The 12,741-nt window shown below is 64.8% G+C and carries 16 protein-coding genes; 4 read left to right on the forward strand and 12 right to left on the reverse strand.

Translation table 11 applies throughout. The features are described 5' to 3' along the window. Nucleotide 1 precedes the first annotated feature (1 nt). From dapF to B7O88_RS12295, 4 genes are read left to right on the forward strand one after another with little or no spacing between them, the layout of a single operon-like run. Nucleotides 2-832: a diaminopimelate epimerase gene (dapF, locus tag B7O88_RS12280; RefSeq protein ID WP_088276275.1), complete on the forward strand. Its 831-nt coding sequence runs from the start codon at nucleotides 2-4 to the stop codon at nucleotides 830-832. Beyond that, nucleotides 829-1,533, forward strand: a complete 705-nt coding sequence (locus tag B7O88_RS12285) for a DUF484 family protein (protein WP_088276276.1) — start codon at nucleotides 829-831, stop codon at nucleotides 1,531-1,533. The genes dapF and B7O88_RS12285 overlap by 4 nt, the downstream gene beginning before the upstream one ends. Then, nucleotides 1,517-2,440 carry a tyrosine recombinase XerC gene (gene xerC, locus B7O88_RS12290; protein ID WP_088276277.1) on the forward strand — a complete coding sequence of 308 codons (924 nt, stop codon included), beginning with the start codon at nucleotides 1,517-1,519 and terminating at the stop codon, nucleotides 2,438-2,440. Before B7O88_RS12285 ends, xerC begins: the two co-directional genes overlap by 17 nt. After that, nucleotides 2,437-3,147 (forward strand): HAD family hydrolase, encoded by a 711-nt coding sequence (locus tag B7O88_RS12295; protein WP_088276278.1) that lies wholly within the window; start codon nucleotides 2,437-2,439, stop codon nucleotides 3,145-3,147. The genes xerC and B7O88_RS12295 overlap by 4 nt, the downstream gene beginning before the upstream one ends. 18 nt (nucleotides 3,148-3,165) lie before the next feature. Here B7O88_RS12295 and B7O88_RS12300 read toward each other — a convergent pair whose 3' ends face one another. The 12 genes from B7O88_RS12300 to B7O88_RS12355 form a co-directional block, all read right to left on the reverse strand. Next, the gene (locus tag B7O88_RS12300; RefSeq protein ID WP_088276279.1) at nucleotides 3,166-3,483 is read right to left on the reverse strand and encodes a hypothetical protein; all 318 of its coding nucleotides are present in this window, start codon (nucleotides 3,481-3,483) and stop codon (nucleotides 3,166-3,168) included. A 108-nt stretch (nucleotides 3,484-3,591) separates the two neighbouring features. Then, nucleotides 3,592-4,434, reverse strand: a complete 843-nt coding sequence (locus tag B7O88_RS12305) for an ABC transporter ATP-binding protein (RefSeq protein WP_088276280.1) — start codon at nucleotides 4,432-4,434, stop codon at nucleotides 3,592-3,594. Between the two features lie 4 nt (nucleotides 4,435-4,438). Next, nucleotides 4,439-5,281, reverse strand: coding sequence for an ABC transporter permease (locus B7O88_RS12310; protein WP_088276282.1), 843 nt, complete (start codon nucleotides 5,279-5,281; stop codon nucleotides 4,439-4,441). Then, a complete protein-coding gene (locus B7O88_RS12315; RefSeq protein WP_088276283.1) occupies nucleotides 5,278-6,036 on the reverse strand; it encodes a hypothetical protein in 759 nt (252 codons plus the stop codon). The genes B7O88_RS12310 and B7O88_RS12315 overlap by 4 nt, the downstream gene beginning before the upstream one ends. Beyond that, nucleotides 6,033-6,815 carry an N-acyl homoserine lactonase family protein gene (locus B7O88_RS12320; RefSeq protein WP_088276284.1) on the reverse strand — a complete coding sequence of 261 codons (783 nt, stop codon included), beginning with the start codon at nucleotides 6,813-6,815 and terminating at the stop codon, nucleotides 6,033-6,035. The genes B7O88_RS12315 and B7O88_RS12320 overlap by 4 nt, the downstream gene beginning before the upstream one ends. Next, nucleotides 6,812-7,459, reverse strand: a complete 648-nt coding sequence (locus tag B7O88_RS12325; RefSeq protein WP_088276285.1) for a cysteine hydrolase family protein — start codon at nucleotides 7,457-7,459, stop codon at nucleotides 6,812-6,814. The genes B7O88_RS12320 and B7O88_RS12325 overlap by 4 nt, the downstream gene beginning before the upstream one ends. A 1-nt stretch (nucleotide 7,460) precedes the next feature. Continuing rightward, a complete protein-coding gene (locus tag B7O88_RS12330; protein ID WP_088276286.1) occupies nucleotides 7,461-8,231 on the reverse strand; it encodes a creatininase in 771 nt (256 codons plus the stop codon). Continuing rightward, complete coding sequence (locus B7O88_RS12335) at nucleotides 8,231-9,112, reverse strand: DMT family transporter (RefSeq protein ID WP_088276287.1); 882 nt, start codon at nucleotides 9,110-9,112, stop codon at nucleotides 8,231-8,233. The genes B7O88_RS12330 and B7O88_RS12335 overlap by 1 nt, the downstream gene beginning before the upstream one ends. After that, on the reverse strand, nucleotides 9,112-9,867 hold the full coding sequence (locus tag B7O88_RS12340; RefSeq protein ID WP_088276288.1) for an SDR family NAD(P)-dependent oxidoreductase: 756 nt from the start codon (nucleotides 9,865-9,867) through the stop codon (nucleotides 9,112-9,114). The genes B7O88_RS12335 and B7O88_RS12340 overlap by 1 nt, the downstream gene beginning before the upstream one ends. After that, nucleotides 9,867-10,658 (reverse strand): SDR family NAD(P)-dependent oxidoreductase, encoded by a 792-nt coding sequence (locus B7O88_RS12345; protein ID WP_235005781.1) that lies wholly within the window; start codon nucleotides 10,656-10,658, stop codon nucleotides 9,867-9,869. The genes B7O88_RS12340 and B7O88_RS12345 overlap by 1 nt, the downstream gene beginning before the upstream one ends. Next, nucleotides 10,655-11,680, reverse strand: a complete 1,026-nt coding sequence (locus B7O88_RS12350; protein ID WP_088276291.1) for a fatty acid desaturase family protein — start codon at nucleotides 11,678-11,680, stop codon at nucleotides 10,655-10,657. The genes B7O88_RS12345 and B7O88_RS12350 overlap by 4 nt, the downstream gene beginning before the upstream one ends. A gap of 51 nt (nucleotides 11,681-11,731) precedes the next feature. Further along, nucleotides 11,732-12,739, reverse strand: a complete 1,008-nt coding sequence (locus B7O88_RS12355) for an ABC transporter substrate-binding protein (RefSeq protein WP_088276292.1) — start codon at nucleotides 12,737-12,739, stop codon at nucleotides 11,732-11,734. Nucleotides 12,740-12,741 lie beyond the last annotated feature (2 nt).

Raw genomic sequence — 12,741 nt, forward strand, 5'->3', positions numbered from 1 at the left:
GATGCTGCTGCGATTCACCAAGATGCACGGGCTGGGCAACGACTTCATGGTCATCGACCTGGTCACCCAGCACGCCCAGCTGTCAGCCAAGCAGATCCGTCAGTGGGGCGACCGCCACACCGGCGTTGGCTTTGACCAGCTGCTGCTGGTCGAGCCGCCGAGCACACCCGATGCCGACTTCCGCTACCGGATTTTCAACGCCGACGGCAGCGAAGTCGAACAGTGCGGCAACGGTGCGCGCTGCTTTGCCCGCTTCGTACAGGACAAGCGCCTGACCGCAAAGCAGACCATCCACGTCGAAACCGCCGGCGGTCCGATCGTACTCAAGGTAAACCGTGACAAGCAGATCACCGTCGACATGGGTGCGCCGCGTTTCGTGCCGGCCGAGATCCCGTTCCAGGCCGACGCCGAAGCCTGCGAGTACAGCCTCGAGGTTGGCGGTGAGACCCTGCAGGTCGCCGCCGTATCCATGGGCAACCCGCATTGCGTTACCCTGGTATCGGATGTACGCGACGGCACACTGGAGCGCCTTGGCGCCCTGATCGAAGCGCACCCGCGCTTCCCGCGCAAGGTCAACGCCGGCTTTATGCAGGTGGTTGACCGCCAGCACGCCCGTCTGCGGGTATACGAGCGCGGCGTCGGCGAGACCCAGGCCTGCGGCACCGGCGCCTGCGCTGCTGCCGTTGCCGGTATCCGTCTCGGTCTGCTCGACTCACCGGTACAGATCGACCTGCCCGGCGGCCGCCTGCAGATCGAGTGGGCCGGCCCGGGCCAACCGGTACTGATGACCGGCCCCGCCACCCGAGTTTACGAGGGACAGATCCGCGTATGAAGGAACAGCAGACACCGCAGCCGGAACAGATCAACGCCGAACAGGTCGCAGACTTCCTGCGTCGCCACCCGGCCTTCTTCGTCGAGCACGACGAACTGCTGGCCGATCTGATCGTCCCGCACGAGGCCGGCCATGCGGTGTCGCTGGTGGAGCGTCAGGTCAAGCTGCTGCGCGAGCGCAACATCGATGTACGCCATCGGCTCAATCAGTTGATGGACACCGCCCGCGAGAACGACAGACTGTTCGACAAGAGCCGTCGACTGATTCTCGGCATGCTGGAAGCGCAGAGTCCGGATCAGGTGATTGCCACGCTGGAAGACAGCCTGCGCACCGACTTTCAGGTACCCCATGTCAGCCTGATCCTGTTTACCGAGGCCGATCGCTACAGCAACGCCCACTGCGTCACCCACGCGGCGGCCAAGGAGGCCATTGGCCACCTGCTGGACAGTGACAAGCCGCTGGCCGGCGCGCTGCGTCCTGCCGAGCTGAGCTTCCTGTTCGCCGAGTCAGCCGAACAGGTGGCCTCCACCGCGCTGGCACCGATCCGCTACCAGGGTCTGCATGGCGTGCTGGCACTGGGCAGCGAAGACGCCCAGCAGTACCGCAGCGCCACCGGCACCCTGTTTCTGGGCTACGTCGCCGACGCGCTTGCCCGCGTGCTGCTGCGCCAACGCCCGCTGGCCGATGAAACCCACGCCTGAGCCGGCCGGCGTCGCCGACCCAGATATCAGCGGGTTTCTCGATCACCTGCGCATTGAGCGCAGGCTGTCGCCGCGTACCGTCGAAGCCTACCGCCACGACCTGCTCAGCCTCGACCTGTACCGGTCCGAACGCAGCTTGCCCGGCTGGGGCCAGCTGGACACCCAGCACCTGCGCCACTTCATCGCCAGCCAGCATCAGCATGGGTTGGCACCGCGCAGCCTGCAGCGCCTGCTGAGCGCCATTCGCAGCTTTTACCGCTTTCTCCAGCGCGAAGGGCGCAGCCGCCAGAACCCGGCGCAGGATCTGCGCGCGCCCAAGGCGCCGCGCACCCTGCCACGCACCCTCGACGCCGACCTGACCGCACAGCTGCTCGACAACACTGGCGAAGACGACTGGCTGCAGCGCCGCGATCAGGCCATGCTTGAGCTGTTCTACTCCTCCGGCCTGCGGCTGTCGGAGCTGGCTGGGCTAGACATGGCCGACCTCGACCTGTCGCAGGGCGAGGTGCGGGTCACCGGCAAGGGCAACAAGACGCGCGTTTTGCCGGTCGGGCGTATGGCGCGCCGTGCCCTGCGCGACTGGTTCAGCGTGCGCCCGGCGCGCGAAGGGGCGCAGCAGCCGGTGTTCGTCAGCCAGCGCGGCAGCGCACTGACCCCGCGCGCCATCCAGCTGCGCCTGCGCCGTCGCGGCATCGAGCGCATCGGCCAGCATCTGCACCCGCACATGCTGCGCCACTCCTTCGCCAGCCACATGCTCGAATCCTCCGGCGACCTGCGCGCCGTGCAGGAGCTGCTCGGCCACGCCGATATCAGTACCACCCAGATTTACACCCATCTTGATTTCCAGCACCTGGCGCAGGTGTATGATCAGGCCCATCCCAGAGCCAAACGCAAGGCAGACAAATGATTCAACTGGTGACCTTTGACCTCGACAACACCCTGTGGGAAACCGAATCGGTGGTAGCCAATGCCGAGCGGGTGCTGGCCGACTGGCTTGGCAAGCAGGCACCGGATTACACCGCCGCCCGTGACAAGGAGGCCCGCAAGGCGCTGCTGGCCGAGGTACTGGATGCCGACCCCGAACTGCGCCACCGGGTCACCGCCCTGCGCATCGCGGTGCTGGAGCTGGGCCTGCGCAAGGCAGGCTATTCAGCGGACGAGGCAAAGCGACTGGCCCTGGCAGGCTTCGAGGTATTCATCGACGCACGGCACCGGCTGGAATACTTTCCGCATGCCGAACTGGTGCTGGAACTGCTGTCACGCCAGTACCAGCTGGCGTGTATCTCCAACGGCAACGCTGACGTACGCCGGCTGGGTCTGGACCGCTACTTCAGCATTATTGTTTCGGCCGACGAAGTGGGCCTGAGCAAGCCGCATCCAGCGCCCTTTGTCACCGCACTGGAACGGGCTGGCGTGGAGCCGCAGCAAGCGGTCCATATTGGCGATCATCCGGGTGATGACATCCAGGGAGCACTGGATGTGGGCATGCATACCCTGTGGTTCAACCCACAGGGTAGTGCCTGGGCAGGCCAGAAACGGGCCCATGGCGAAGTGCGCTGCCTGAGCGAGATTCCGCCCTGGCTGAACCGCTACCAGCGCTACGCCAAGCGCTGAACGGTGGCTACGGCAGCGTCAGATAGGACGGCTGCCGTACTTGCTCTCAGGCTTTCTCGGCGGATCAGAGACGACGTTGTCGTCAATCTGCTGGACCTTGCCGCCTCGGGCCATGAATTCTTCGATCTGACGGGCCAGCATCTCGCGCTCACGCTCCTTGGCTTCCATCGACGCCCCTTCCAGGTCATCCGCCGAGGACGATGCCTTCTTGCGTGACTTGCCGCTGGAAACCGGTTCGCCGTCGTCACCGTCATCGCTGTCGTCTACCACATCATCCTGATCGTCGACCTCGGAGTCGTCCATACCATCCAGATCGTCGTCCAGATCATCACTCATGCCTGAATCCTCACAGTGGAAAACAGGCTATATATAGTTCATCGAGGGGATTTGGCTAGTCTTGCGAAAAAAAATTTTCGCCTGTAGTGCCTGCCCTAGACAGCCAGCCTACAACACAGCCCCCTCGCTCAGGCGCGCCAGCTGATCCAGATCAGTCTGCACCCCGGACGTTTCCCGAATGCGGGTCAGAATCTCGCGCTTGAGGGCGATAAATTCCGGCTCCAGCTTCATATCCTGATGCCGCACCTTGGGCAGCGGCACCTCGTAGACGCTGTCGATTCGCCCCGGACGCGGCGCCATGAGCACGATGCGGGTGCCCAGATAAATCGCCTCCTCCACATCGTGGGTGACGAACAGGATGGTGCTCTTCTCCAGCCGGTGTACATGCAGGATCAGATCGTGCATCACCTCGCGGGTCTGCGCATCGAGCGCGCCGAAGGGCTCATCCATCAGCAGAAAATCCGGCCGCGGCATCAGCGCGCGGGCAATCGCCACCCGCTGCTGCATGCCGCCGGACAGCTGACTGGGATAGGCGCCGGCAAAGTTCTTCAGCCCCATCAGGTTGAGCAGCGCATCGGCGCGGCCGCTGGCGGCCTCAACGTCGGACTGGCTGTGTACCGAGTCGGCGATGACCTTGAGCTGGCGGCAGAACTTGATGTTCTCGGTGACCGTCAGCCACGGGTAGAGACTGTAGTGCTGGAATACCATGGCGCGGTCCACACCGGGGCCGTCAATCGGCTCGCTACGCAGCAGAATGTCGCCGCTGCTGTGGGTTTCCAGCCCGGCCATGATGCGCAGCAGGGTCGACTTGCCGCAGCCGGAAGCGCCGACAAAGGTGATGAACTCGTTGGGCTGCACTTCGAGGTTGACGTCGCGCAGCGCCTCGATGGTCTGGTTGCGGGCGGCGAACTGCTTGCCCACGTTGCGAATGCTGATACAGGACTGGTCCATGGGCTTACCTCTTCTGCCAGTGGAAGGCGCGGCGACCGAGCCAGCGGAACGCCTGGTCGGTCAACAGACCGATGAGGCCGATCAGCAGGATGCCGGCGAAAATCTTGTCGGTGTGCATATAGCGCTGGGCGCGCAGAATGGCGTAACCAAGCCCCGAGTTGGAAGCCACCAGTTCGGCCACTACCAGATAGGTCCAGGCCCAGCCGCAGGTGATGCGAAGGGTATCGAGCAAGGCCGGACGGGCCGAGGGCAGCACCACCAGGCGGATGATCTCGCTGCGCGAGGCACCCATGGTCTGCGCCGCTTCAATCTGCGCCATCGGTACCCGGCGAATGTCTTCTGCGGCCATCAGCACCATCTGGAAGAATGTACCGATGAAGATGATGAGAATCTTCGAGCCCTCGCCGATCCCGACCCAGAGCATCACCAGTGGAATAAAGGCGACCGCCGGCATATAGCGGATAAAGTCGATCAGTGGCTCCAGCGTTGCCTGCACCGGCTTGTAGGTGCCCAGATACAGCCCCAGCGGCAGAGCGATCGTGGCCGAGAGCAGAAAGCCGGCCATGACCCGGTACACGCTGATCCAGATGTCGTCCCACAGGCCGTCTTCCTGCCACCAGCTGATAACCCGCTCCAGCACCGCGCCGGGGCCGGGCATGAACAGCGGATCGTTCAGACCGAGCGCGCTGTACAGCCACCAGATGAAAAACGGCGCGGCCAGACCAAAGGCGGTCAGCAGGGCACTGGTGCGTGAGGACAGGCTGCCGCGCACGACCCACCAGCGCGAGCGGGGTTTGTGCTTGACTGCAACCGCGGGGGTTTCGGGTAGGGGGGCTGGTGCATTCATACCAGTGTCTCCGTGGTGAGGTGCTGCAGACGCGGCAACGAGGTCGGGCGCCAGCCATTCTCGGGTGGATAGATACCGACCCAGGCGACCGGCAGCGCATTCCAGCGCGCCGGATCGGCGGGTACGGAAAACAGGCCGCCGGTGGCGGCGGGCAAGGTGCTGAACAAAATCTGCCAGGGCCGCGCGCCGCCCTGAATACGGCCGAAGGTCAGCTCGCAGCCAAGCAGGTGTTCAGCGCTGCGGGCGCAGTCGTGTTGCAGGTATTCGGACAGAGAACGGCCACGGCCCAGACGCAAGGGGCGGTCCGCGGCGAACATAAAGTAGTCACCGGCGCGCAGCAGGCAGGCCTGACGACCGGAGCCGTCGGCGCTCTGCAACCAGGTTTCTGCGACCGGGCCGCGCGAGTCCGGCAAACGGTGCCAGATTTCCAGATAGCTGTCGTCCAGTGCGGTCTCGTGCACCTCATCACTGCTGACGAACTGCATGTTGCCAATATCAGTGCCGCTGTCCGGGTGAAAGTCGATGATGCGGTGCCACTGGCAACGGCCAAGAGTGGCCTCGGTCAGGCCGACAAAGCCCGCCTGTGCAGCGCGCTCAAACGGCAGTTTCGGTGTCGGGTCGGGAATCCGCAGATCCGCGTGCAGATGCGCACTCTGCAGCCAGAACACCCGGGTTGTGGTGTCCTCGGTGCCGTCGGACAGACGCAGCAGCGTGCGCTGCCAGACGCCGTGATAGGCCTCGGGAACGGCGTTCATGCATGGTACTCCGGGAAGCGTTTGAGGGTGCGCCAGAACGCCATGTCGTGGTTGGGCCACAGCTGCGCGCCGGTCTCGCCGGCGATGCGTTTCAGCTTGCGGATGCTCTCCAGCGCCATGTCCTCGCGGTCGCGCCAGCACAGGCCGGGCGCGATTTCATCATCGAGGTTTTCAGTCAGGTCAGCCGCATCACCGGTGAGGATCACCGGCGCGCCGGTCGGCAGCTCGATCATCAGCGACATGTGCCCGGCGGTGTGGCCGGGGGTATTGATTGCCCGCAGGCCGGGCAGCAGATCGTACTCATCCTGCTGCAGGCGCCAGCGCACATTGCCGGCGAAGTCGTCGGCGAAATAAGCGTTATCAGCCGGCTCCCGGGCAGCGTGCAACTCGTCTTCGTGAACGTGTACTTCCGCGCCGCAGACGTCGCACAGGCCACCGGCGTGATCAAAGTGCAGGTGACTGAGAAACACCATGTCGATGTCCTTGCAGGTCAGCCCGAGCTTTGCCAGATGAGCTTCGAGGCGCTGCTCTTCGCTCATCTGCGGCGGCCCCATGGGAAACTCCACCGGGTCGTACCAGCGGGCGCGTAGCGCAGGATCGCTCAGCTTGTTGTAGTCACAGCCGACGTCGAACAGCACCCGGCCCTGTCTGGTCTCGATCAGAAAGGCCAGAATCGGCGCCTCGATCTGCACGCCGTGGCCACGGCCACGGGTCGAGATTGATTTGTCGTAATGGTGGGTCGCGGTCAGCAGCGGCCAGAGTTTCTGCACCTGAGTCATGCTGCCTCCTGCAGTGCGCTGAGCAGCGCCGCACTGTCACAGGTCTCGCCAAAGATGCCGCCCTCGACACCGATCATCGCCAGCGCGGCGGCGTGCAGCTCGGGATGCGCGGAGGCGCAGGCGTCGCTGACGGTCAGACAGTTGAAGCCGCGGTCAATCGCGCTGCGCAGGGTCGAGCTGACACAGACCTCGGTGGTTACCCCGGTAATGATCAGCGTGTCGATACCGCGGCTGCGCAGGATCAGTTCCAGGTCGGTGGCAGCAAAGGCGCAGTAGCCGGGCTTGTCGATCACCGGCTCGCCGACCTGTGGCTGCAGCTCGTCGATCAGGTCATGGCCGTACTCGCCACGCACCAGCAGCCGACCGAGTGGGCCCGCTGCGCCAATCGGTGCGCCACTGCGCTCGGCGCGGATGCGTTTCCAGGCAGGCAGGTCGGACAAATCGCTGCGATGCCCTTCGCGGGTGTGCACCACCAGCATGCCGCTGGCCCGCGCCGCTGCAAGCAGGCGCTGCTGAGCCGGAATCGGCGCACGCAGGCAGGCGATATCCAGCCCGGCCTGATCGGCGTAGCCGCCAGGGGCGCAGAAGTCGCGCTGCATGTCGATCAGCAGCAGCGCGGTACGTGACGGCAACAGCGGCAGCATCTCAGGCCTCCAGCTTGAATTCGTGACGCACCGCAGCGGCGATGCCGGTGGTGATGTCATCGGCCATGCGTGCGCCCTTCTCGGCGGTCGACCCCAGCGCCGAGGACAGCACCCCGGACGGCGGCACCCACTCGGTGCGGGTCGGGTACATGTCGTAGGGCGGAAAGTCGGCCGGCGGATCGTTCGGGATCTTGTCGAGGCTGACCAGATGCGGCAGGTAATGCAGCATCAGCGAGGTCTCGATTACCGCGGCGTGCTCCAGCGCAAAGCCGGGGAAGCCGTCGGGGAAGATATCGTCCAGCGTTTCTTCCTTGCAGAAATCCCAGTGCTCCAGACGCATGACTTCAAGATCAGAGGCCGGCCCCAACTCGCGCAGCGCCAGCTGGATGCCCTCGGTGACAAACCAGGTGTTCTCGTAGTGCCCCAGCACCAGCACCAGGCGCTTGACGCCGTGGCGGGCGAACTCGCGTACCGCATCCTGCACCAGGGCAATGAGGGTTGCGCCATCCAGGCTGGTGGTGCCGCAAAAGTGCTGGCCGCCGCCGCACTTGGGCTGCGACTTGTAGCCGTAGGCCAGTGCCGGCGCGACGATGCCGCCGATCTGCGCGGCCACATCGGCGCTCAGCGCGGTCGACAGCAGCGCATCGGTACCCAGCGGCAGGTGCGGGCCGTGCTGCTCGGTCGCGCCGCAGGGCAGAAACACCACCGCACCCTGCTCGACCCGTTGCTGGTATTCGACCCAGCTGATCTGATCCATATAGACACTTGCCATCAGGACAATCTCCTCGTCAGTTGCACGGGTGAACGCTCGGGCCAGCCGGCCATCACCGCCGCCAGCGTGACCATGCCGGCCCCCAGCCAGGTTCGCGGTGCGATCACCTCATCGTTGAACCAGGCCACCGACAGCACGGCGGCGATCAATTCGAAGACCACCAGCACGGCAGCGCGGCTGGCCTCCAGGTGGGTCACGCCGTATTGCGCGCCCAGGGTGGCGAGCAGCAGCCAACCCACCGCAAACAGTGCAATCCACAGCCAGATCGTCGGCGCCAGCGCCGGCAACCCCTTGGCAAACAGCAGGCAGGCGGCACCGGCAAACAGGCTGCTGCCAACGAAGGCGGCGACCGTTTTGCTCAACATCGGCACCCGATCCGCCGCCCGCGTCGCCAGGTTGTTCAGGGCGAAGCCCAACCCCGCGCTCAGCGCCAGCCAGTCGATCGCAGTGAGACTGGCGAAGGTTTGCGCATTGACGCCCAGCGTCAGGCCGATGCCCCCGAGCGCCAGCACCAGCGCGGCGATACGCAGCGCGGTCAGCCGCTCACACAGCAGCAGCCAGCCGCCGAGCACGCCCCACACCGGCGCCAGATAGAACAGCAACATCACCCGCACCAGATCCTCGGCCAGCGACAGCGATGACAGCAGCGCAGCATTCGCCCAACCGCCAAACAGCACAATGCCCACCAGCCCCCAGCGCTGCTGCCACCAGCCAGCGCGCTGCCAATACAGCAGTGGCAGGGCAACCAGCGCGATCAAGCCGTAACTGGCGAGCACCATGGGGAAACCGTCGATACCCTGCCCGGCGAACCACTGCAGCGGCAGCCAACTGGTGCCCCAGAGCACCGTTGCCAGGATCAGTACCCATTCCGGACGCAGCATCAGCCACCCATCCAAGCGCCACCGTTGGCGCCGAGCACCTGCCCGGTAAAGAAACTCGCTGCCGGTGACAGCAGGAAGCAGACCGCCGCGGCAATCTCCTCCGGCTGTCCGAGGCGCGCAGCCGGAATGGCCAGCTCCTTGGCAATCCACTCTTCGCTCATGTGCTCCAGCGAGACCATCGCGGTCTCCACCGGCCCGGGCGCCACCGCGTTGATGCGAATAGCGGGCGCAAACTCGCGCGCCAGCGCCTTGGTCATGCCGATCACACCGGCCTTGGCGGTGCAGTAGGCAACGTAGTTTTCGCGTCCCAGCTGACCCAGCTCGGAGGCGATATTGACGATGGCCCCGCGCCCCGCCCCGCTCATGCTTTCCAGCGCGCAGCGGCAGCAGCGGTAGACGCCATCCAGATCGACCGCCATGATCCGCCGCCAGTCGTCTTCCGAGGTGTCCAGAAAGCCCTGCTCCTGAATGATCCCGGCGTTGTTGACCAGCCCGTGCAGGGGGCCGGTGGCGGTGATGCAGGCGAACATTTCCTCCACCGCGTCCGGGTCGCTGACATCCGCTTCGATGGCCACCGCCCGGCCACCGGCCGAGCGAATCTGCTCCACCAGATCGGCGCTGGCTCCGGCCTGGCCCAGGTGGTTGATCCAGACCTCCGCGCCCTGCCCCGCCAGCATCAGCGCGCAGGCGCGGCCAATGCCGGTAGCCGCACCGGTGACGAGAATGCGCTGGCCCTTCAATTCGACCTTCAGCATCAGTGCATGACCTCCCCGCGACTGACCACAATGGCCTGCCCGGTAATGGCGGCCGAGGCCGGCGCGCCGAGAAACAGAAAGGTGCCGGCCAGATCGGCCGGAGTGAGCAATTCGGGAATCGCCTGCGCGGCAAGGATGTGTTCCAGCTCCTCGGCCTCGCTGCGGCCACTGCCCTGCGCCATGTTGCGCAGGGACGCCATCGCGGCCTCGGTGCCGACCCAGCCGGGGCACACGGCATTAACGCGGATACCCTGCCCGCCCAGCTCCCACGCCAATGAACGGGTCAGGCCGATCACCGCGTGCTTGCTGGCAACGTAGGCGGAGAATCCGGCCACCGCACTCAGCCCCCAGATCGAGGACTGGTTGATCACGCTGCTGCCCTTGCCGAGCAGCGGCAGCAGTGCGCGGGTCAGGCGCAGCATCGACACCACGTTGTTATCCAGCTGGTGCTGCCAGCGCCGGTTGGCGTCGGCGGCGCTATCACTTAGCGGCGTTGGCTGTTCCATACCCGCGTTATTGATCAACACAGCCACCTGCGGCTGACGCTGGGCCAGTCGGCTGGCGTAATCGGATACCGCCGCATCATCGTTCAGATCCAGCACCCGGCCGTGCACCTGCGTCACCGCCGAGAGCTGCTCGACGGTCGCAGCCAGCGCCGGCGCATTGCGGTCGACCAGCTCCAGCCGCGCGCCCTGCTCAGCAAACGCCTGCGCCAGACCCAGCCCGATGCCACTGGCGGCACCGGTAATCACCACGGTGCGGCCCTGATAATCCAGCGTCTGCATGCTCATACCGCCGTCAGGAAGGACACGCCCACCGCGCCGTAGAAGTTCTCGGCACGCTTGGGACCATCAACGAATTCGCCGTAGTCATCGCTCAGCACCCGGCGGACGCGGTGGCGGTGGAAGCTGCTGAGCAGCTCGCTCATCGGCACTACTTGACGGTAGGCATCGCCGTACAGCTCTGCGTGCAGGTTGGGCAGGCGATACCAGGGCGCGACGGGTTTCTCGTGGTGGGCGTTGTGATAGGCGAAGTTGAGCAGCAGCAGGTTGAGCGACGGCCAGCGCAGCGACACCACATTGCTGAAGGTATTGAGCTGCTCATAGGCGCGGTCACGCAGCTTGTCGGCCGGGATCTTGCCGTCCTCTTCCAGCACCGCGAAAGCGTCGTAGGTGTGCTGATAGGCGTCGGCAAACCGCAGCACGGTGACCATGATCAGCCAGGCGACGCAGTAGAGCACCAGCGCACTGAACGACAGCCAGCCGAGCAGGGCAAACAGCGCGGTACGGATCAGCAGCACCGTCAGCACCTTGCCGCGGCGGGCACGGTGTTTCTCGCTGTGGCTGATAAACGGCAACAGCACCACGTAGAAGTGCATGATCAGCTCGACCGCCGGAACATAGGCCCACTCAAGCGCGAGAATCAGCTTGCGTGCCCAGTTCGGCAGGCCGTTGATGAATGCCTTGCTGTCGAAGGTGATGACGTCGGCACGGTCGACGTGATGGCGCATGTGCTTGCGCCGCAGGTCCTGAAAGTCGGCGTAGCAGCCGCCGGTCATCCAGCTGAAGACCTCGCCGGCCAGCGCGTTGTGGGCTGGCTTGCTGAAAATGGTGCCGTGGGCAAATTCGTGAATCAGGTAGGCGCCGATGATCATCGCGTGCGCCAGCAACAGCAGCCCGCCCAGCTTGGCCAGCCAGAACGGGGTCAGCAGCAGACCGAGGCCGATCAGGTAGCCGCCGACGCTGTAGGCGATCGCCAGACTGTTCCAGACCCGGCCATCGGCGTAACGGTAAAGTAGTTTGGACGTGGACATGATTCCTCCGCAAGTCCCGATCAGGGCAGGCGCAAGCGCCTGCCCGTGGTCTTACTGGGTAAGCTCAGTGACAAAACTGGCGTCGAAGGTGTCGGCAAAATCCGGGATCGCCGGGATTTGCTTGTTCTTCAGCAGCAGGTCGGCGATCACCGCACCACTGCCGTAGAACGACGTGGTTTCGCTGGACTCGACAAAGTTCTGGCCCATCTCGGACAGCGGGATGTTGTAGACGCCTTCCATCTGCTCCAGCGCCTCGGCACCGCTCACGCCCAGCACCTTGCCGATGATCTCTGCGCTCTCTTCCGGGTGCGCCTGCATGTATTCCAGGCCGGCCTGATAGCCCTTGATCATGGCGGTGATGGCTTCGGGGTTTTCCTCGATCTGCTCTTCGGTGAAGGCCAGCACGTCGGTGATCAGGCCCGGTGCGTCCTTGGAGGAATACACCACGTGGAATTTGTCGCCGCCGCCCATGGCGAGGATCTGCGATACGTTCGGCTCGTAGGTCACGCCAATCGGCAGACTGCCGGAAGCCATTGCGCTGGGAATGCCTTCAGGCGTCATGTTGACCGACTGGATGTCCTTCTCGCCCATGCCGTTGATCTGCAGCGCGTAGGCCAGCAGAAAGTCGGACGGTGACAGCGGGTTGAAACCCACCTGTTTGCCCTTGAAATCGGCGACGCTGGTGATGGATTTGTCGGCAACGATGGCGTCACCGCCGTAGGAGAAGTCGATCGGCATCACCACCCGGTGCGGCAGGCCCTTGGCCACCGAACCGACCACCTGGTCGTAGGTCAGCATCGCGCCATCGACAGCGTTACCCGCCATGGCAGACGGCAGCAGCGCCGGGTCATTGAAGAACTGCAACTCGACATTCAGACCAAACTGGTCGTACAGATCGAGTTTGTCAGCCACATAGAACGGACCGTAACCGGCCCACACAACGGTACCGATGGTCATGGAGTCGGCGGCGTGTGCGGCAACAGGAGACAGGGCGGCAGCGGCAGCCAGACTGATGCCGGCCAGGGACTTGCGGACAAAGCTGAAGCGTGGGGCGGTCATGG

This window comes from Halopseudomonas aestusnigri (assembly GCF_002197985.1).
GTDB classification, from domain to species: domain Bacteria; phylum Pseudomonadota; class Gammaproteobacteria; order Pseudomonadales; family Pseudomonadaceae; genus Halopseudomonas; species Halopseudomonas aestusnigri.